The sequence below is a fragment of the Streptomyces sp. NBC_01255 genome, from assembly GCF_036226445.1.
Taxonomy (GTDB): Bacteria; Actinomycetota; Actinomycetes; order Streptomycetales; family Streptomycetaceae; genus Streptomyces.
On sequence record NZ_CP108474.1, the window covers coordinates 4,589,985 to 4,608,098 of the forward strand.

Below are 18,114 nucleotides of genomic sequence, written 5' to 3' on the forward strand. Positions count from 1 at the left end.
GGGCCTCGCGTGCCTACTACTCGCGGGCCTACTAAGCGGTAACTTATTGAGTCCGTGCTGAGATTACCGGGTCACGGCCCCGCGCTGTAGCGGCACTCACGGTGATCTGTGTCGCTCAGGCAAACCTTGCCGCGCGACGTCTGCGGACTGCTGGAAGCGTACGCGCCAGGATGGTCAGGTCCATCCCGAGCCAGTGGTGGTCCACATAGTGGAGATCGAGCAGCTCGCGCTCCTCCCACGGTAGTTCCGATCGCCCGCTGATCTGCCACGGTCCGGTGAGTCCGGGGCGTACGGAGAGCCGGCGCCGGCCCTCGCCCGCGCACTCGCGGTGGGACGGGGTCAGCGGACACGGCCCGACCAGCGACATCTGGCCCGCGACGACGTGCAGGAGCAGGGGCAGCGCGGCCAGCGGGCTCCTCGTGCGGAAGGTCAGCATCGTGAAGGCGCGGCCGTCCAGACCGGCCACCGTCCGGCGGCGCAGCACGCCGCGGCCGGGCGTCGTCCCGCCGAGCGCGACCGAGAGGGCGACGGCGGCGAGGACCGGGAGGAGCACGACCAGGAGGGCGAGCCCGCCCAGGACGTCGAAGGCGCGCTTGGCCGTCATTCCCCACACCCTTCCGAGGGACCGAGTGAGAATCATGGGATATTCGTGGGATATGCCTGCTTTGCCCGGCGAGGGGCAACCGGACTCTCTCACGCGTCACCCCGTCCGGTCCGGGATCGACGCGCACCCGGCTCCGTATGAGCGAGATAAAGGGCGAAGAATTGAGCCCCCTCCACTCAGGTCTGTTGACGCACCGCGGGGTCTCGTGCATCCTTGAGTCAGATCCACTCAAGTACGTCAGCTGGAGGAATTGAAATGGCACGTGCGGTCGGCATCGACCTGGGCACGACTAACTCCGTCGTCAGCGTTCTGGAAGGCGGCGAGCCCACCGTCATCACCAACGCCGAGGGCGCCAGGACCACGCCGTCCGTCGTCGCCTTCGCGAAGAACGGCGAGGTGCTCGTCGGCGAGGTGGCCAAGCGTCAGGCCGTCACCAACGTCGACAGGACCATCCGGTCGGTCAAGCGCCACATGGGCACCGACTGGAAGATCGAGATCGACGGCAAGAACTTCAACCCGCAGCAGATGAGCGCCTTCATCCTGCAGAAGCTCAAGCGTGACGCCGAGGCGTACCTGGGCGAGAAGGTCGTCGACGCGGTCATCACCGTCCCGGCGTACTTCAACGACTCCGAGCGTCAGGCCACCAAGGAGGCCGGTGAGATCGCGGGCCTCAACGTCCTGCGCATCGTCAACGAGCCGACCGCGGCCGCCCTGGCCTACGGCCTCGACAAGGACGACCAGACGATCCTCGTCTTCGACCTCGGTGGCGGCACCTTCGACGTGTCCCTCCTGGAGATCGGCGACGGCGTCGTCGAGGTGAAGGCCACCAACGGTGACAACCACCTCGGTGGTGACGACTGGGACCAGCGCGTCGTCGACTACCTGGTGACGCAGTTCCAGAACGGCCACGGCGTGGACCTGGCCAAGGACAAGATGGCCCTCCAGCGCCTCCGCGAGGCCGCCGAGAAGGCCAAGATCGAGCTGTCCTCCTCCACGGAGACCTCGATCAACCTGCCCTACATCACGGCTTCCGCCGAGGGCCCGCTGCACCTGGACGAGAAGCTCACGCGCGCCCAGTTCCAGCAGCTCACCTCGGACCTGCTCGACCGCTGCAAGGTGCCGTTCCACAACGTCATCAAGGACGCGGGCATCGAGCTCCGCGAGATCGACCACGTCGTTCTCGTCGGTGGCTCCACCCGTATGCCGGCCGTCGCCGAGCTCGTCAAGGAGCTGACCGGCGGTCAGGACGCCAACAAGGGCGTCAACCCGGACGAGGTCGTCGCCATCGGCGCCGCGCTCCAGGCCGGTGTCCTCAAGGGTGAGGTCAAGGACGTCCTGCTCCTCGACGTGACCCCGCTGTCCCTCGGCATCGAGACCAAGGGAGGGATCATGACGAAGCTCATCGAGCGCAACACCACGATCCCGACCAAGCGGTCCGAGATCTTCACGACGGCCGAGGACAACCAGCCGTCCGTGCAGATCCAGGTCTACCAGGGCGAGCGCGAGATCGCGGCGTACAACAAGAAGCTCGGCATGTTCGAGCTGACCGGTCTGCCGCCGGCCCCGCGTGGTGTCCCGCAGATCGAGGTCGCCTTCGACATCGACGCCAACGGCATCATGCACGTGACCGCGAAGGACCTGGGCACGGGCAAGGAGCAGAAGATGACCGTCACCGGCGGCTCCTCGCTGCCGAAGGACGAGGTCGACCGGATGCGCCAGGAGGCCGAGCAGTACGCGGACGAGGACCACCGTCGCCGCGAGGCCGCCGAGTCCCGCAACCAGGGCGAGCAGCTCGTCTACCAGACGGAGAAGTTCCTCAAGGACAACGAGGACAAGGTCCCCGGTGACGTCAAGGCCGAGGTCGAGGCCGCGCTCGTCGAGCTGAAGGAGAAGCTCAAGGGCGAGGACACCGCCGAGATCCGCACCGCCACCGAGAAGGTCGCGGCCGTCTCCCAGAAGCTCGGCCAGGCCCTCTACGCCGACGCGCAGGGCGCGCAGGCCGCGGGCGACGCCGGTGCCGGTCAGGCGCAGGCCGACGACGACGTCGTCGACGCCGAGATCATCGACGACGAGCCCAAGAAGGGTGGTCAGGCGTGACCGAGGAGACCCCGGGCTTCGAGGAGTCCGACGTCCCCTCCGGCGCCACCCCTGACGACGCCGCCGAGGCCGCCGACTCCTCCAAGGAGGAGAAGGCGGCCCCGGCCGGGGACGCAAGCAGCCAGAAGTCGGCCGCCGGTACCGCGGGCCTCACCGCCCAGCTGGACCAGGTGCGCTCCGCGCTCGACGAGCGCACCGCGGACCTCCAGCGGCTCCAGGCCGAATACCAGAACTACCGCCGCCGCGTGGAGCGGGACCGGATCACGGTCAAGGAGATCGCCGTCGCGACCCTCCTGTCCGAGCTCCTGCCCGTGCTCGACGACGTCGGCCGGGCCCGCGAGCACGGTGAGCTCCTGGGCGGGTTCAAGTCGGTGGCCGAATCGCTGGAGACCGTCGTCGCCAAGATGGGTCTGCAGCAGTTCGGCAAGGAGGGCGAGCCCTTCGACCCGACGATCCACGAGGCCCTGATGCACTCGTACGCGCCGGACGTCACCGAGACGACCTGCGTGGCGATCCTGCAGCCGGGGTACCGGATCGGCGAGCGGACCATCAGGCCCGCCCGGGTCGCGGTGGCCGAGCCCCAGCCGGGCGCCACGTCCGGCACCAAGGAAGAGAAGGCCGACGAGGAGAGCGGTGCCCCCGAAGAGGGGTGACGCAACGATCGTCCGGAAGGAGGGACGTCGATGAGCACGAAGGACTTCGTCGAGAAGGACTACTACAAGGTTCTCGGCGTCCCCAAGGACGCCACCGAGGCCGAGATCAAGAAGGCGTACCGGAAGCTCGCCCGCGAGAACCATCCGGACGCCAACAAGGGTGACGCGAGCGCCGAGTCGCGCTTCAAGGAGATCTCCGAGGCGAACGACATCCTCGGTGACCCCAAGAAGCGCAAGGAGTACGACGAGGCGCGCGCCCTCTTCGGGAACGGCGGCTTCAGAGCCGGCGGCCCGGGTGGCGGCTCGTTCAACTTCGACCTGGGCGACCTCTTCGGAGGCGGCCAGGGCGGCGGCCCCGGCGGAGCCGGCGGCTTCGGCGGCGGTGGCGGCATCGGGGACGTCTTCGGCGGCCTGTTCAACCGCGGGGCGGGGGCGGGTACGCGTACCCAGCCGCGCCGCGGCCAGGACATCGAGTCCGAGGTGACCCTCAGCTTCATCGAGGCCGTCGAGGGCGCGACCGTACCGCTGCGGATGTCCAGCCAGCAGCCGTGCACGGCGTGTTCGGGCACCGGCGACAAGAACGGCACGCCCCGCGTGTGCCCGACCTGTGTCGGCACCGGGCAGGTCTCGCGCGGCAGCGGCGGCGGCTTCTCGCTCACCGACCCGTGCGTGGACTGCAAGGGCCGCGGCCTCATCGCCGAGAACCCCTGCGAGGTCTGCAAGGGCAGCGGGCGGGCCAAGTCCTCCCGCACCATGCAGGTCCGCATCCCGGCGGGTGTCGCCGACGGGCAGCGGATCCGGCTGCGCGGCAAGGGTGCCCCGGGTGAGCGCGGCGGGCAGAACGGCGACCTGTACGTCGTCGTGCACGTCGACGACCACGCGGTCTTCGGCCGCAAGGACGACAACCTCACCGTCACGGTGCCGGTCTCCTTCACGGAGGCGGCGCTCGGCGGCGAGATCAAGGTGCCGACGCTCGGCGGCCCCGCGGTGACGCTCAAGCTGCCCGCGGGCACTCCGAACGGCCGGACCATGCGCGCCCGTGGCAAGGGCGCGGTCCGCAAGGACGGCACCCGCGGCGACCTGCTCGTCACGGTGGAGGTCGCGGTGCCGCAGGAGCTGGACGACAAGGCACGTGAGGCCCTGGAGACCTTCCGCGAGGCCACGGCCTCCGAGGACCCCCGGGCGGAGCTGTTCCAGGCCGCGAAGGGAGCGTGACCCCGTGGACGGGCGCCGACGCAATCCGTACGAACTGACCGACGAGTCGCCGGTGTACGTCATCTCGGTGGCGGCCCAGCTCTCCGGTCTGCACCCGCAGACCCTGCGGCAGTACGACCGTCTCGGCCTGGTCTCCCCGGACCGCACGGCGGGCCGCGGCCGGCGCTACTCGGCCCGTGACATCGAGCTGCTCCGTCAGGTGCAGCAGCTGTCGCAGGACGAGGGCATCAACCTCGCGGGCATCAAGCGCATCATCGAGCTGGAGAACCAGGTCGCGGCGCTGCAGAGCCGGATCGCCGAGCTGTCGGCCGCGGTCGACGGCGCGGCGGCGGCGATGCGGCAGCGCGAGGCCCAGGTGCACGCCTCGTACCGGCGCGACCTGGTGCCGTACCAGGACGTGCAGCAGGCGAGCGCGCTGGTGGTCTGGCGCCCCAAGCGCGGCGAATAGCCCCGCACGGCATGTACGGCGAGGCCCCCTCCACCACGGTGGAGGGGGCCTCGTGCGTGTGCCGGAAGGATTCCTAGGGGATCAGCTCGCCCACGATGTCGCCGAGGGTCTCCCACCAGGGGGAGGCGCCGGTGCCGAACGCGGCGGCGAGGGCGGTGCCGAGGGCGAGGTCGTGGGGGGTGGGGTCGCCGTCCCACTCGTCGATGACCTTGCCGTCGCCCGAGGAGGTGAAGGTGCCGATCCGGCGCCCGTCGCGGGTGAGGCGGCTGTCCACGTACCCGCAGGGCACGAGCCGGTAGCGGACGCCGCCGGTCCGGACGTCCACCCGGTAGGAGCGCCGCAGGAGCCGCCCGCGCGCGGGCCGGATGACGGCCGGTTCCCCGTCGACGGTGAGCGCGAGCAGGGCGCGCTTGCGGGTCCCGATGGGGGTGTGGGCGTCGGGGTCGGTCCCGGGGGCCCGTACGAGCTCCACGGTGGGCAGCCCGTGACCGGAGACCCGGAGCGTCCCCGCGGGTCCGTCGAGGTCGATCTGTACGTACACGCTGGTCAGTTGTCCCGTTCGAGGATGCCGGACTGGGCGATGAGATAGCCGAGCTGGGCCCGGCTGCCGCTGCCGAGGGCGGTGGCGAGTTTGGCGATGTGGGCGCGGCAGGTGCGGACGTTCATGCCGAGGCGCCGGGCGATGGCCTCGTCGACGTGCCCCTCGACGAGGAGCTTCGCGATGGACCGCTGGACGCCGCCGATGCCGTCGGCCTTGATGTCGTACGGGATCTCCTCCCGGATCGGCACCGCGAGGTGCCAGAACTGGTCGAAGACGCCGCCGAGGTAGGCGACCAGGCCCGGGTGTCGCAGCTCCAGGGCGACCTGGCGGTCGCTGCGGGCCGGGACGAAGGCGACCTCGCGGTCGACGATGATCAGCCGGTCGATGATCTCTTCCAGCGTGCGCACCTGGACCTCGGGGCCGACGTGCTCCAGGTAGGTCAGGGTGAGCTCGGTGTGGCGGGCCGTGTGCTGGTAGAGCGTGCGCATGCTGATGCCGCGGCCGAGCAGGGGCGAGACGCGGTCGAGGGCTTCGCTGAGGGCCTGCGCGGGGCGCCCGCCGCCGGGCTGGACGGTGAGCAGTTCGTGGCGGCAGTTGGCGACGACGCGGTCGAGGGTCGAGTTGATGCGGTCGATGCCCTCGAGCACGGTGATGGCGTGCGTGGTGGGGGAGTCGTGGGCGCTGATGGCCATGAACGGCTCGAAAGCGTCCGAAAGGGCGACGGTGCGCCGGCGGCGGTCGAGTATTTCCCGTTCGATCGGCTGGAGGAGCTGGGCGAGGGCGGCCGAGGGGGGAACCGGACGGAGCCACCGGGCGTCGTCCGGGTCGGGGTGGAGCAGGGAGAGATCGAGGAGGCAGGGGGCCTCAAGGGTCTCTGACCGGGGTATTCGCCCGGTCCGCAGGGCGGCCGCGTACAGCTCGGAACCGGCTTTGCACAGTTCGGCATACGAATGCGGGTGACCGGTTTCGTCCGCTTGTTTCCGCATATGTACACCCCCAGGCTCCTGCATCTCAGGAACATGATGCCTGGGTTTGGTGGTGCAGGTGCAGAGAGTAAGCCATCGTCTTACTCGCGGGGGTTGGAAAAGAGACGTTGCCTTCAAGTGAGGTTGCTCGGTGATGATGAAGAAGCTCATACGCACGGTGGCCGGAGTCGCCTTCATCGCGGCGGCCGCATTGGGCGCCGTGGGAGTGGCGCAGGACCCCGGTTGGTCCTCGGCTCCGGCCGAGGTGCACGCCGCTCCGCTCGACCCGGGCTGGAGCGTGGCGCCCGCACTCCTCGGTGACCCGGGCTGGAGTGTGGCCCCCGCACAGGATCCCGGTTGGAGCTAGACGGGCGCATGAACGTTCCCGATGACCCAAGGTTCCGCCGGGAGATGGCCTCGGCCTATCGCTCCGGCTGGCACTTCGTCGACCTCGCCACGGCCATCCCCCACCGTGGCGACGCGCTGAAGGTCTCCCTCTTCGGAGAACCGATCGTCGTGGCACGCGAGCAGGACGAGGACGTCCGTGCTTACCGCTGTCTCCGCCGTCCGCGCGGTGCCCCGCAGCCCATCCGCTGTGCCATCCGGTACGGCATGATCTTCGTCAACCTCGACCAGCGGGACCACCAGCTGATCGAACCAGAGACCATCACCGCCACCCCCCGCAGTGCCTGAGCGATTCCCCCGTCGTTGTAGATCGCTCCGGCACTTCCCCCACACAGCGGCGCCATCGCGGACCTGAAACGCGATGGCGCCGCTGTGCTGTGCCCGTGTCTTCTCCGGGCTCGCCGCCGCGTCCTTCCCGCCTCTCAGGCGCGGCCCATCGCCCGCGTGAGGGCGATCTCGATGACGACCCGGTCCGGGTTCGGGGCCGGCGTGCGGCCGTACCGCTCGGCGTACCGGTCGACGGCGTCCGCGACGACCTCGGCCTCCGTGCGGACGCGCCCGACGCCCTCCAGGGTGGCCCAGCGCCCCTTGTCGACCTGGCAGACCGCCACGCGCGCGCCGTCCGCGCCCGCCGCCAGGACGTTGGCGACCTTCCGGCTGTTCTTGTTGGTGATCACCCGGGCGTATCCGCCCTCGGGGTCGTACGTGACGCCGACCGCCACGACGTGCGGGGTGCCGTCCGCGCGCGGGGTCGTCAGGGTGCACATGTGGTACTCGCGCCAGAAGCTGAGGTACGAGTCGGAAGGGTTCCTCGGGTCTGTGGCCATGCCCGGAAACTACCCGGGGGAGAACTCCCTCCGAAAGCTTGAGTGGAATGGACTCAACTTTGTGTACGCTGGAAGGGTCATAGGAGACGAGTAGCCCTACACCGAGGAGGAACACCGCACGTGGACGTCGAACTGACCAACCGGAGCCGGGACGCGATCAACGCGGCCACGAGCCGCGCCGTGTCCGCGGGGAACCCGGATCTCATCCCCGCACACCTGCTGCTCGCCTTGCTGGCGGGTCAGGACAACGAGAACATCACCGACCTGCTCGCCGCCGTCGAGGCCGACCAGGCGGTCGTGCGCTCCGGCGCGGAGCGGCTGATCGCCGCCCAGCCGAGCATCACGGGGTCCACGGTCGCGCCCCCGCAGCCCAACCGCGAGTTCCTCGCGGTCATCGCCGACGCCGACCGGCAGGCCAAGGAGCTCGGCGACGACTTCCTCTCCACCGAGCACCTGCTCATCGGGATCGCCGCCAAGGGCGGCCAGGCCGGTGAGATCCTCGACCGGCAGGGCGCGAGCGCGGCGAAGCTGCTCGACGCCTTCGAGAAGAGCAGGGGAGGACGCCGGGTGACCACACCCGACCCGGAAGGGCAGTACAAGGCGCTGGAGAAGTTCGGCACGGACTTCACGGCCGCCGCGCGCGAGGGCAAGCTGGACCCGGTCATCGGCCGGGACCACGAGATCCGGCGCGTGGTGCAGGTGCTGTCCCGCCGCACCAAGAACAACCCGGTCCTCATCGGTGAGCCCGGCGTCGGCAAGACAGCCGTCGTCGAGGGCCTCGCCCAGCGGATCGTGAAGGGCGACGTACCCGAGTCGCTGAAGAACAAGCGGCTCGTCTCGCTCGACCTCGGCGCGATGGTCGCGGGCGCCAAGTACCGCGGCGAGTTCGAGGAGCGGCTGAAGACCGTCCTCTCCGAGATCAAGGCGAGCGACGGCCAGATCATCACCTTCATCGACGAGCTGCACACGGTCGTCGGCGCGGGCGCCGGCGGCGACTCCGCCATGGACGCGGGCAACATGCTCAAGCCCATGCTGGCGCGCGGCGAGCTGCGGATGGTCGGTGCGACCACCCTCGACGAGTACCGCGAGCGCATCGAGAAGGACCCCGCCCTGGAGCGCCGCTTCCAGCAGGTCCTGGTCGCCGAGCCGACGGTCGAGGACACCATCGCGATCCTCCGCGGCCTCAAGGGTCGGTACGAGGCGCACCACAAGGTCCAGATCAACGACTCCGCGCTGGTCGCCGCCGCGACCCTGTCCGACCGGTACATCACCTCGCGCTTCCTCCCCGACAAGGCCATCGACCTCGTCGACGAGGCCGCGTCCCGGCTCCGTATGGAGATCGACTCGTCGCCCGTCGAGATCGACGAGCTCCAGCGCTCCGTGGACCGGCTCCGCATGGAGGAGCTGGCCCTCAAGAACGAGACGGACGCGGCGAGCAAGCAGCGCCTGGAGAAGCTGCGGCGCGACCTCGCCGACCGCGAGGAGGAGCTGCGCGGCCTCACCGCCCGCTGGGAGAAGGAGAAGCAGTCCCTCAACCGGGTCGGCGAGCTCAAGGAGCGCCTCGACGAGGCCCGGGGACGGGCCGAGCGCGCCCAGCGCGACGGCGACTTCGACGCCGCGTCCAAGCTGCTGTACGGGGAGATCCCGGCCCTGGAGCGGGAGCTGGCGGAGGCGAGCGAGGCCGAGGCCCAGCAGGAGTCCAGCAAGGACACCATGGTCAAGGAGGAAGTCGGGCCCGACGACATCGCGGACGTCGTCGGCGCCTGGACCGGCATCCCCGCCGGCCGCCTCCTGGAGGGCGAGACGCAGAAGCTGCTGCGCATGGAGGACGAGCTCGGCCGGCGTCTGATCGGCCAGTCCGAGGCCGTGCAGGCCGTCTCCGACGCCGTGCGCCGCACGCGCGCCGGGATCGCCGACCCCGACCGGCCCACCGGCTCCTTCCTCTTCCTCGGCCCCACCGGCGTCGGCAAGACCGAGCTGGCGAAGGCGCTCGCCGACTTCCTCTTCGACGACGAGCGGGCCATGATCCGCATCGACATGTCGGAGTACGGCGAGAAGCACTCCGTCGCCCGGCTGGTCGGCGCGCCTCCCGGCTACGTCGGCTACGAGGAGGGCGGCCAGCTCACGGAGGCGGTCCGCCGCCGCCCGTACAGCGTGGTCCTGCTCGACGAGGTGGAGAAGGCGCACCCGGAGGTCTTCGACGTCCTGCTCCAGGTCCTCGACGACGGCCGCCTCACCGACGGCCAGGGCCGGACGGTCGACTTCCGCAACACCATCCTGATCCTCACCTCGAACCTGGGAAGCCAGTACCTCGTCGACCCGGTGACCTCGGAGGACGTGAAGAAGCAGCAGGTCCTGGACGTGGTCAGGGCGAGCTTCAAGCCGGAGTTCCTCAACCGCCTCGACGACCTCGTCGTCTTCTCGGCGCTCGACCGGGCCGAGCTGGGCCGGATCGCGCGGCTCCAGATCGACCGGCTCGCGAAGCGGCTCGCCGACCGGCGGCTCACCCTGGAGGTCAGCCCGGAGGCCCTGGAGTGGCTCGCCGAGGAGGGCAACGACCCCGCGTACGGCGCCAGGCCGCTGCGCCGCCTGATCCAGACGGCGATCGGCGACCGGCTCGCGAAGGAGATCCTCGCGGGCGAGGTCGTGGACGGCGACACGGTCAGGGTGGAGCGGTTCGAGGACGGTCTGATCGTCGGCCCGGCGCGGTGACGGGGCGGTGACGGGGCGGTAGGGGGCGACGTTCTTGTCAGCCCGCAGCGGATCGCGGCTGGTGGGGCTCCCATGAACGGCCCGACATGGGGGAGGATGGCGAGCATCCGTACGAAGGGAAATTCACGGTGAGCATCGACCCGTCCTCGATTCCGAATTTCGGGGGCCAGCCCCAGCCTCAGGCCGCAGGACCGGCGGGCCCCGTCGTCCCCGACCAGGACCTCGTCAAGCAGCTCCTCGAGCAGATGGAGCTGAAGTACGTCGTCGACGACGAGGGTGACCTCGCGGCGCCGTGGGAGGAATTCCGCACGTACTTCATGTTCCGCGGCGAGGACGAGCAGCAGGTCTTCTCGGTGCGGACGTTCTACGACCGCCCGCACTCGGCCGACGACCGCGCGAGGGTCCTCGACGCGATCGACGACTGGAACCGCCGCACCCTGTGGCCCAAGGTCTACACCCACCTGCACGAGGAGGAGGACGGCTCCGCCACCCTCCGTCTCATCGGTGAGGCCCAGATGCTGATCGGCACCGGCGTCGCCCTGGAGCACTTCGTGTCCTCCACGGTCAGCTGGGTCCGCGCCTCCATCGAGTTCGACAAGTGGGTCGTCGAGCAGTTCGGTCTGGAGACCCCCGAGCAGAAGGCGGGCGACGAGGAGGCCTGAGCCTCCCGCCACTCGCACCCCGCCGAAGCCCGGCCGGGAGCCGTGATCCCCGCGATCACGGCCCCGGGCCGGGCTTTCGCACGTCCGGGGCCCGGTCTCAGGCGGCGAGGCGCTTGAGGCGGGAGACTGCCTCCTCCAGGACCTCCGTCTTCTTGCAGAAGGCGAAGCGGACGAAGGGGGCGCCGGCCTCGCGGTGGTCGTAGAAGACGGCGTTCGGGATGGCGACGACGCCCGCGCGCTCCGGGAGGGAGCGGCAGAAGGCGAAGCCGTCGTCGGCGCCGAGCGGGCGGATGTCGGTGGTGACGAAGTAGGTGCCCGCCGGGCGGTAGACCTCGAAGCCCGCCTGCGCGAGGCCCTCGCTCAGCAGGTCCCGCTTGGCCCGGAGGTCGGCGCGGAGGCCGTCGAAGTACGTGGCGGGGAGGCGGAGCGCCTCGGCGATCGCGTACTGGAAGGGGCCGGCGGAGACGTACGTGAGGAACTGCTTGGCCGAGCGGACGGCCGAGGTCAGCTCGGGGCTCGCGGTGATCCAGCCGACCTTCCAGCCGGTGAAGGAGAACGTCTTCCCGCTCGAACCGATGGTGACCGTGCGGTCCCGCATGCCGGGGAGGCTCGCGAGCGGGATGTGCTCGGCGTCGTCGAAGACCAGGTGCTCGTACACCTCGTCGGTGACGACGAGCAGGTCCCGCTCGATCGCCAGCTCGGCGACGGCGGTCAGTTCGGCGCGGGTGAGGACGGTGCCGGTGGGGTTGTGCGGGGTGTTCAGGAGGATCAGCCGGGTGCGGTCGGTGACGGCGGCCCGCAGCTCGTCCAGGTCGAGGACGTAGGCGCCCTCGTGCGGGCGGAGCGTGACGGGGACGCGGGTGCCGCCGGCCATCGCGACACAGGCCGCGTACGAGTCGTAGTACGGCTCCAGGGCGATCACCTCGTCGCCCGGTTCCACGAGGGCGAGCAGGGTGGCCGCGATCGCCTCGGTGGCGCCGGCGGTGACCAGGACCTCCGTGTCGGGGTCGTACGTGACGCCGTACCACTCGCGCTGGTGGTCGGCGACGGCCTGCCGCAGCTCGGGGACGCCGGGGCCGGGCGGGTACTGGTTGCCGCGGCCGTCGCGCAGCGCGCGGACCGCGGCCTCGCGGATCTCCTCCGGGCCGTCGGTGTCGGGGAAGCCCTGACCGAGGTTGATCGACCCGGTCGTGGCGGCCAGTGCGGACATCTCGGCGAAGATCGTCGTCCCGAATTCGGCGAGCCGGCGGTTGAGCAGCGGTCGTGTCATGACCGCCATCCTGGGGGGAAGCTCTGGACTTCCTCAAGTGCGCTTTGGCGAGGGCGCGCCGGGGGGATCGCCCTGGCATGAACATCGCATTCTTCATCCTCGGGATCGCGCTCGTGATCGCGATCGTGGTGTGGGTCGTCGCGCTGTCGATGCGCGGCACGGTGCGTTCCGGTGGCAGTGCCGGTGGCAGCGCGAGTGGTGCCGAGAGCTGGTGGGCCGGTTCGTCGCCTTCCTCGTCGTCTTCCTCGTCCTCGTCCTCGTGTTCGTCGTCTTCCACTTCGTCTTCCTGTTCCACGTCCAGCTCGTCGTGTTCGAGCTCGTCGTGCTCCTCGTCCTCGTCCTCCTGCTCCAGCTCCTCGTCCTCGTGCAGCTGAAGCTCTGGAATCGCTCAAGTCGTCTTTGAGGGAGGGCCCCAGGGGGCATCTCCCTCGCACAGAAGAACGGGGGTAGTACAGATGGAACTCTTCATCGTCTTCATGGGGGCCGTGATCCTCATCAGCCTGATCCACACCGTCCGCCGCGGCACCGGCGCGGGCAGGCGCCGCGGCGGCCGGCGGAACGGGCGCAGCTGGGCCGACGGCGGCGGCGGTGGCACGGCGGGCTGCGGAGGGGGCGGAAGCTCCTGCAGCTCCGGCTCCAGCTGTGGAGGTGGCGGCTGCGGCGGCGGCAGCTGAGGCGCGCCGGCCCCGGTGGGCCGCCGGCGTAACGGGCGCGGTGGCACGTGACGTTGGCATTTCGGCGGATCTTGTCGATCGATTCTGATTGAACAATTGAACTGTGGGGTCCCCGAAGGGGTTGGAAACCACGGCAAGTTGGGTAAAAACGCTGCGAGTCGCCCGGCGTCCGTGGTTCTCTCGCTCCTGACAGAGACAGCCCTCGGACCGTGTGTGGAACCGAGCCGGCGATCCCCCACTCCCGTTGGACCCTCTCCGGGGCGCCCCCGGCCCACCCGTCAAACCGTGTTTGCGGAGCCGACCCATGCTCACCACCCTGAAAACCTCCTATACCGATACCCGCGCGGCCGATCTGGCCTGGGCCCTCGGGCGCGAGCCGCTGCCCGCCCTGGCCGTGCTCGACCTCGAACTCTCCGGTGCCAGACTCCAGTTGAGACTGCTCGGCGCCTCCCATCAGGTACTCCTGGAGGAGGAGGGTCGCAGCTGCTCGGAGACCGTCGCCTGTATGCCCGGCAGCAGCACCCCCCTCCCGCTCGGCGTCTCCAAGCGCGTCGGCGAATGGGAGTACGAATTCGCGGCGCGCGTCGAGACGCTCTCGCACGGCTCCTTCGCGGGCCGTGCGCAGGAGTTGCTCGCGCTCGTCGCCGACCACCCCAACGGCCTCGCGGGGACCTTCCCCGGCTCCCCGCACGCCTTCACGGCGATGCTGGCGCAGCGCCACGAGGGCCAGGTGCGCTGGCGCACCTGGCACGCCTACCCGCAGGAAGGGCAGCTGGTGGTGACCAGGACCCGGATCGGCGCACGTATGCCGGCGACACTCTGATACGCCCCTCCAGAGCTCCAGATGCACTCGTGTGGGTGACAAGGAGTGGGTAATTCGTGACGTAGCGTTACGTTCATGATCGAGCCGACCGTGACCATGCCACCCACCAGGGTGCGACAACCGCCCGTGCGGCGGCGCGAGCGGCCGCCCAGACCGCCCAGGTCGCCGAAACCTCCCAGGTCACCCCGGCCGCCGCGGTCGGCCGAGGCGGTGCGGTTCCCGGTCCTCGCCGTGGTCTTCGTCTGCGCCGCCTGCGGTCTGGTCTACGAACTGGAACTGGTCGCGCTCGCCTCCTACTTGATCGGCGACTCGGTCACCCAGGCGTCCGTCGTGCTCTCCGTGATGGTCTTCGCGATGGGAGTGGGCTCGCTCCTCGCCAAACGGCTGCGCTGCCGTGCCGCCGTCGGCTTCGGCCTGGTCGAGGCCGGGCTCGCCCTCATCGGCGGCTGCTCGGCCCTCGCGCTGTACGCGGCCTTCGCCTGGCTCGGCGAGTCGCGGTACGTCGTCGTCGCGTTCTCGCTCGCCATCGGTGTGCTCATCGGCGCGGAGATCCCGCTCCTCATGTCCCTCATACAGCGGGCCGCCGGGGACGGGTCCGGGTCCGCGCGGCGGCAGGCCTCGGCCGGCGAGCAGGACGACGCCGCGGGGACGGTCGCCGACCTCTTCGCCGCCGACTACGTCGGCGCGCTCGTCGGCGGCCTCGCCTTCCCCTTCCTCCTGCTGCCCTGGCTCGGCCAGCTCACCGGCGCGCTCGTCACCGGCGCGGTCAACGTGATCGCGGGCGGCGGCCTCGTGCTGTGGGTGTTCCGCCGCGACCTGACCGCACGCTCCCGCGCCCTGCTGATCGGGGTGAACATGTCGGTCCTGGCCGTCCTGGCCACGGCGACCGTGCTCGTCGACGACTTCGAGGAGGCCGCGCGCCGGGCCGTGTACGGGGACCGGGTGCGGGTCGCCGTCCACACCGACCTCCAGGAGGTGGTGGTGACAGGAGGCCGCGAGGGGCCGCCCGACCTGTTCCTCGACGGCCGGCTGCGGGTGGCGGGCCAGGACGAGTACCGCTACCACGAGGCGCTCGTCCACCCCGCGATGAAGGGCCCGCACGCGCGCGTACTGATCGTCGGCGGCGGGGACGGCCTCGCCGCCCGCGAGGCGCTGCGCTACCCCGGCGTCACCTCCGTCACCGTCGTCGAGCTCGACCCCGGGGTCGTCCGCCTCGCCCGCACCGATCCGGCGCTCGCCACGCTCAACGCCCAGGCGTTCCGGGACCCGCGCGTCCGGGTGGTCTACGCGGACGCCTTCAACTGGCTCCGGGGCGCCGCCGACCGTCTGCAGGAACGGTACGACGTGGTGATCTCCGACCTCCCGGACCCGGGCATCACCCCCAGCACCAAGCTGTACTCGGAGGAGTTCTACGGGCTCGCGGCCCGGGTCCTCGCCGGTTCCGGGCGGTTCGCCGTCCACGCCGGATCGGTCACCGACCGGCCGCACACCTACTGGACGGTGGACGCCACCCTGCGCGCCGCCGGGTTCGCGACCCGCCCCTACAGCGCGAGCGGCCGCACCCCCGGCTTCGCGGCGGGCCCCGACCGCGCCGACCGCACCGGCGGTACGGAGCAGGGGCCGGGGGACTGGGGCTTCCTCCTCGCGGTCCCGGGCGACCGGCCGCCCGCCCTCGGCCTCGCGCCCGACGTGCCCCGGCTGCGCTCGCTCGGTGCGGGCACCCTGGAGGCCGCGGCCCGCCGCGCCGAACGGGCCAGGGGCGCCGAGCTGCCGCCCTCGACCCTGGTGCACCCGAGGTACGGCGGCTGAGGGCGAAGCCGCGGAGGGTGGCGGCAGGGGCGCGCGGGCCCCGGCGCAAAGAGGCGACGCCGCGCCCCGGCCTGAGTAGGCTCGGCTTCCATGGAGCATGAGGTGTTCGTTCCGGTACCGGCCGAGGCCCTGCGCGCGACGCTCACGGACCCGGCCCGGGTGGTGCGCTGCGTGCCCGGCCTCCAGCGGGACGCCGACGCGGAGGCGGGCCCCCTCTCGGGCCGGCTCAAGGTCCGGGTCGGCGGCCACACCATCACCTACCGCGGCGCCCTGCGGGTCGTCGAGCGGGACGGCGCCATCACCTACGAGGGACAGGGCGCCGAGGCCCGGGGCAAGGGCTCGGCCGAGCTCACCCTGACCGTCGTCCTCACCCCCGTGGACGAGGGCACGAGCATCGCCTTCACCGGCGCCCTGACGGCGGCCGGCCGGCTCGCCGAGGCGACGGACGAGGCACGGGCCACGGCCGGCGCCAAGCTGCTCGACAAGTTCGTGGAGGCGCTGGCAGCGCTCGCGGAGGGGCCGGGGGAGACGGGGGAGACGGAAGAGGAGGACAGCGACTCCGACTCCGACTCCGACTCCGATCACGACGGTGTGGACGACGGAGTCGAGGAGCCCCCGCGCCCCTCCGTCTACGACGCGCCCGTCCCGCCCCCCTCCCTCGACCCCCTCCGCGACGAGGACTTCGGCGCCACCCCGATCGAGTTCCCCGCCCCGCAGCCCGCCGTCGAGGCCGCCCACGCGCGGCGGACCATGATCGGGCGCAGCGCCGAGGAGGTCGACCACGCCCCGCCGCGCGGCCGGTACGCCCCCGTCCCCGCTCCCGAGTCCGGCGGCGCGACCGCGACTCTGCGCTGGATCGCCCCCGCCGCCGCGCTCGCCATCGCCTCCGCCGTCGTCGTCGGCCGCGCTCTGCGCCGACGCCGCTGAATCGCCCCGGCACGTGGGGCCCCTGTCCGGCGGATCAGGCCGGACAGGGCCTAGGGTCAGAGGCGTGAGCATGCAGACGCGACTGACGGCGGGCGACGCCGAGTTGACCATCAGCCCCGAGCACGGCTGCCGGATCGAGGGCCTGCGCATCGGCGGCACCGAAGTGCTGCGCCAGGGCGAGCGGTTCGGGAGCTTCCCGATGGTGCCCTGGTGCGGGCGGACCGAGAACGGCCGCTTCCGCGACGGGGCGACCACGCACCAGCTGCCGGTCAACGCGCCCCCGCACGCCATCCACGGCACCGTCCGCGACCTCGCCTGGAAGACCGCCCGCGTCTCCGGGACGGAGGCGGTCTTCACCTGCGATCTCGGGGACCCGTGGCCGTACAAGGGCAGGGTGACCCAGGTCTTCGAGCTGGCCGAGGACTCCCTCACCCTTCGCTTCGGGGTCGAGACCTACGACGACTCCTTCCCGGCGCAGGCCGGCTGGCACCCCTGGTTCCTGCGCAACCTCGGCAACGGCGGCCAGGACGTACGGCTCGGCTTCACCCCCGGCTGGCAGGAGGAGCGCGGCGAGAACCACCTCCCCACCGGCCGCCGGATCGACCCCCTCCCCGGCCCCTGGGACGACTGCTTCGGCATGCCCGACGGCGTCGACGTCACCCTCACCTGGCCGGAGGAGCTGGAGCTGAAGGTCAGCAGCCGTGCCGAGTGGGTCGTGATCTACGACGAGCCGGCGGAGGCGGTCTGCGTCGAGCCGCAGTCCGGCCCGCCGAACGGTCTCAACACCCACCCGCGTCTCGTCACCCCGATCGACCCCCTGGAGATCGAGAGCGTCTGGAGCTGGCGGCGGCTCTAGAGAGTGCCCTCTAAGCTGCTGACCATGACTGACGTACGCGCTGAACTGCTCCAGCAGATCAAGGACAAGGCCGTGGTGCACGGCAAGGTGACCCTCTCCTCGGGTCTGGAAGCCGACTACTACATCGACCTGCGCCGCATCACGCTGGACGGCGAGGCCGCGCCGATGGTCGGTCAGGTCATGCTCGACCTCACCGCCGACCTGGACTTCGACTGCGTCGGCGGCCTGACCCTGGGCGCCGACCCGGTCGCCACCTCGATGCTGCACGCCTCCGCCGCGCGCGGACAGCGCCTCGACGCCTTCGTCGTACGGAAGGCCCAGAAGGCGCACGGCATGCAGCGCCGTATCGAGGGCACGGACGTGAAGGGCCGTCGCTGCCTCGTCGTCGAGGACACGTCGACCACCGGCGGCTCCCCGCTGACGGCCGTCGAGGCCGTCCGCGAGGCGGGCGGCGAGGTCGTGGCCGTGGCCACGATCGTGGACCGGGGCGCGGCCGGCGCGATCGCCGAAGCGGGTCTGCCGTACCTCACCGGCTACCAGCTGGGCGATCTCGAGCTGGCGTAACCGCCGCGAAGTCGTGACTTAGGTCCCGGACCCTGTCGAAAGCGGTCCTGACCTGCATTTTC

General features: G+C 71.0%; 20 protein-coding genes. 15 read left to right on the top strand and 5 right to left on the bottom strand.

Going from position 1 to position 18,114, the window contains the following annotated elements:
* Nucleotides 1–115: 115 nt before the first annotated feature.
* On the bottom strand, nucleotides 116–604 hold the full coding sequence (locus tag OG357_RS20570) for a sugar transferase (protein WP_329622542.1): 489 nt from the start codon (nucleotides 602–604) through the stop codon (nucleotides 116–118).
* A 255-nt stretch (nucleotides 605–859) separates the two neighbouring features.
* Here OG357_RS20570 and dnaK point away from each other — a divergent pair, with 255 nt between their 5' ends.
* From dnaK to OG357_RS20590, 4 genes are read left to right on the top strand one after another with little or no spacing between them, the layout of a single operon-like run.
* Nucleotides 860–2,701: a molecular chaperone DnaK gene (gene dnaK, locus OG357_RS20575; protein ID WP_055642622.1), complete on the top strand. Its 1,842-nt coding sequence runs from the start codon at nucleotides 860–862 to the stop codon at nucleotides 2,699–2,701.
* Nucleotides 2,698–3,354, top strand: a complete 657-nt coding sequence (gene grpE, locus OG357_RS20580; protein WP_329622543.1) for a nucleotide exchange factor GrpE — start codon at nucleotides 2,698–2,700, stop codon at nucleotides 3,352–3,354. The genes dnaK and grpE overlap by 4 nt, the downstream gene beginning before the upstream one ends.
* 30 nt (nucleotides 3,355–3,384) lie before the next feature.
* Complete coding sequence (gene dnaJ / locus OG357_RS20585; protein ID WP_329622544.1) at nucleotides 3,385–4,569, top strand: molecular chaperone DnaJ; 1,185 nt, start codon at nucleotides 3,385–3,387, stop codon at nucleotides 4,567–4,569.
* 4 nt (nucleotides 4,570–4,573) lie between these two features.
* Nucleotides 4,574–5,017, top strand: a complete 444-nt coding sequence (locus tag OG357_RS20590) for a heat shock protein transcriptional repressor HspR (protein ID WP_015034631.1) — start codon at nucleotides 4,574–4,576, stop codon at nucleotides 5,015–5,017.
* 73 nt (nucleotides 5,018–5,090) lie between these two features.
* Here OG357_RS20590 and OG357_RS20595 read toward each other — a convergent pair whose 3' ends face one another.
* Together OG357_RS20595 and OG357_RS20600 are read right to left on the bottom strand one after the other, a co-directional pair.
* A complete protein-coding gene (locus tag OG357_RS20595) occupies nucleotides 5,091–5,558 on the bottom strand; it encodes a hypothetical protein (RefSeq protein WP_329622545.1) in 468 nt (155 codons plus the stop codon).
* A gap of 5 nt (nucleotides 5,559–5,563) precedes the next feature.
* Nucleotides 5,564–6,544: a helix-turn-helix transcriptional regulator gene (locus OG357_RS20600; protein WP_329622546.1), complete on the bottom strand. Its 981-nt coding sequence runs from the start codon at nucleotides 6,542–6,544 to the stop codon at nucleotides 5,564–5,566.
* 133 nt (nucleotides 6,545–6,677) lie between these two features.
* Between OG357_RS20600 and OG357_RS20605 the strand changes: the two genes are divergently transcribed.
* The gene (locus tag OG357_RS20605; RefSeq protein WP_329622547.1) at nucleotides 6,678–6,890 is read left to right on the top strand and encodes a hypothetical protein; all 213 of its coding nucleotides are present in this window, start codon (nucleotides 6,678–6,680) and stop codon (nucleotides 6,888–6,890) included.
* Between the two features lie 8 nt (nucleotides 6,891–6,898).
* Nucleotides 6,899–7,216 carry a (2Fe-2S)-binding protein gene (locus OG357_RS20610; protein ID WP_329622548.1) on the top strand — a complete coding sequence of 106 codons (318 nt, stop codon included), beginning with the start codon at nucleotides 6,899–6,901 and terminating at the stop codon, nucleotides 7,214–7,216.
* Between the two features lie 134 nt (nucleotides 7,217–7,350).
* Here OG357_RS20610 and OG357_RS20615 read toward each other — a convergent pair whose 3' ends face one another.
* Nucleotides 7,351–7,755 (bottom strand): pyridoxamine 5'-phosphate oxidase family protein, encoded by a 405-nt coding sequence (locus OG357_RS20615; RefSeq protein WP_329622549.1) that lies wholly within the window; start codon nucleotides 7,753–7,755, stop codon nucleotides 7,351–7,353.
* Between the two features lie 120 nt (nucleotides 7,756–7,875).
* Between OG357_RS20615 and clpB the strand changes: the two genes are divergently transcribed.
* Both clpB and OG357_RS20625 read left to right on the top strand, forming a co-directional pair.
* Nucleotides 7,876–10,467 carry an ATP-dependent chaperone ClpB gene (clpB, locus tag OG357_RS20620; protein ID WP_329622550.1) on the top strand — a complete coding sequence of 864 codons (2,592 nt, stop codon included), beginning with the start codon at nucleotides 7,876–7,878 and terminating at the stop codon, nucleotides 10,465–10,467.
* Nucleotides 10,468–10,595: 128 nt separating this feature from the next.
* Nucleotides 10,596–11,129 carry a YbjN domain-containing protein gene (locus tag OG357_RS20625; RefSeq protein ID WP_317596843.1) on the top strand — a complete coding sequence of 178 codons (534 nt, stop codon included), beginning with the start codon at nucleotides 10,596–10,598 and terminating at the stop codon, nucleotides 11,127–11,129.
* Between the two features lie 97 nt (nucleotides 11,130–11,226).
* Here OG357_RS20625 and OG357_RS20630 read toward each other — a convergent pair whose 3' ends face one another.
* On the bottom strand, nucleotides 11,227–12,399 hold the full coding sequence (locus tag OG357_RS20630) for a pyridoxal phosphate-dependent aminotransferase (RefSeq protein WP_329622551.1): 1,173 nt from the start codon (nucleotides 12,397–12,399) through the stop codon (nucleotides 11,227–11,229).
* A gap of 211 nt (nucleotides 12,400–12,610) precedes the next feature.
* Here OG357_RS20630 and OG357_RS20635 point away from each other — a divergent pair, with 211 nt between their 5' ends.
* The 7 genes from OG357_RS20635 (at nucleotide 12,611) to pyrE (ending at nucleotide 18,052) form a co-directional block, all read left to right on the top strand.
* A complete protein-coding gene (locus OG357_RS20635) occupies nucleotides 12,611–12,802 on the top strand; it encodes a hypothetical protein (RefSeq protein WP_329622552.1) in 192 nt (63 codons plus the stop codon).
* Nucleotides 12,803–12,854: 52 nt separating this feature from the next.
* A complete protein-coding gene (locus OG357_RS20640) occupies nucleotides 12,855–13,073 on the top strand; it encodes a hypothetical protein (protein ID WP_329622553.1) in 219 nt (72 codons plus the stop codon).
* Nucleotides 13,074–13,377: 304 nt separating this feature from the next.
* Nucleotides 13,378–13,896, top strand: a complete 519-nt coding sequence (locus tag OG357_RS20645) for a DUF2617 family protein (protein WP_055642633.1) — start codon at nucleotides 13,378–13,380, stop codon at nucleotides 13,894–13,896.
* A 75-nt stretch (nucleotides 13,897–13,971) separates the two neighbouring features.
* Entirely contained in the window at nucleotides 13,972–15,705 is a 1,734-nt protein-coding gene (locus tag OG357_RS20650; protein WP_443066704.1) for a polyamine aminopropyltransferase, read from the top strand.
* A 90-nt stretch (nucleotides 15,706–15,795) separates the two neighbouring features.
* On the top strand, nucleotides 15,796–16,632 hold the full coding sequence (locus tag OG357_RS20655) for an SRPBCC family protein (RefSeq protein ID WP_329622555.1): 837 nt from the start codon (nucleotides 15,796–15,798) through the stop codon (nucleotides 16,630–16,632).
* A gap of 70 nt (nucleotides 16,633–16,702) precedes the next feature.
* Nucleotides 16,703–17,488, top strand: a complete 786-nt coding sequence (locus OG357_RS20660) for an aldose epimerase family protein (RefSeq protein WP_329625643.1) — start codon at nucleotides 16,703–16,705, stop codon at nucleotides 17,486–17,488.
* A 24-nt stretch (nucleotides 17,489–17,512) separates the two neighbouring features.
* Nucleotides 17,513–18,052, top strand: coding sequence for an orotate phosphoribosyltransferase (gene pyrE, locus OG357_RS20665; RefSeq protein ID WP_329622556.1), 540 nt, complete (start codon nucleotides 17,513–17,515; stop codon nucleotides 18,050–18,052).
* The last annotated feature ends 62 nt before the right edge of the window (nucleotides 18,053–18,114 follow it).

Bases quoted from the DNA above. Each gene is read 5' to 3' on its own strand.
- dnaK (WP_055642622.1), top strand. From the start codon at position 860: ATGGCACGTGCGGTCGGCATCGACCTGGGCACGACTAACTCCGTCGTC.
- OG357_RS20660 (WP_329625643.1), top strand. From the start codon at position 16,703: ATGCAGACGCGACTGACGGCGGGCGACGCCGAGTTGACCATCAGCCCC.
- OG357_RS20630 (WP_329622551.1), bottom strand. From the start codon at position 12,399: ATGACACGACCGCTGCTCAACCGCCGGCTCGCCGAATTCGGGACGACG.
- OG357_RS20600 (WP_329622546.1), bottom strand. From the start codon at position 6,544: ATGCGGAAACAAGCGGACGAAACCGGTCACCCGCATTCGTATGCCGAA.
- OG357_RS20610 (WP_329622548.1), top strand. From the start codon at position 6,899: ATGAACGTTCCCGATGACCCAAGGTTCCGCCGGGAGATGGCCTCGGCC.
- OG357_RS20650 (WP_443066704.1), top strand. From the start codon at position 13,972: ATGATCGAGCCGACCGTGACCATGCCACCCACCAGGGTGCGACAACCG.
- OG357_RS20645 (WP_055642633.1), top strand. From the start codon at position 13,378: ATGCTCACCACCCTGAAAACCTCCTATACCGATACCCGCGCGGCCGAT.
- OG357_RS20570 (WP_329622542.1), bottom strand. From the start codon at position 604: ATGACGGCCAAGCGCGCCTTCGACGTCCTGGGCGGGCTCGCCCTCCTG.
- OG357_RS20640 (WP_329622553.1), top strand. From the start codon at position 12,855: ATGGAACTCTTCATCGTCTTCATGGGGGCCGTGATCCTCATCAGCCTG.
- OG357_RS20615 (WP_329622549.1), bottom strand. From the start codon at position 7,755: ATGGCCACAGACCCGAGGAACCCTTCCGACTCGTACCTCAGCTTCTGG.
- OG357_RS20605 (WP_329622547.1), top strand. From the start codon at position 6,678: ATGATGAAGAAGCTCATACGCACGGTGGCCGGAGTCGCCTTCATCGCG.
- pyrE (WP_329622556.1), top strand. From the start codon at position 17,513: ATGACTGACGTACGCGCTGAACTGCTCCAGCAGATCAAGGACAAGGCC.
- dnaJ (WP_329622544.1), top strand. From the start codon at position 3,385: ATGAGCACGAAGGACTTCGTCGAGAAGGACTACTACAAGGTTCTCGGC.
- OG357_RS20655 (WP_329622555.1), top strand. From the start codon at position 15,796: ATGGAGCATGAGGTGTTCGTTCCGGTACCGGCCGAGGCCCTGCGCGCG.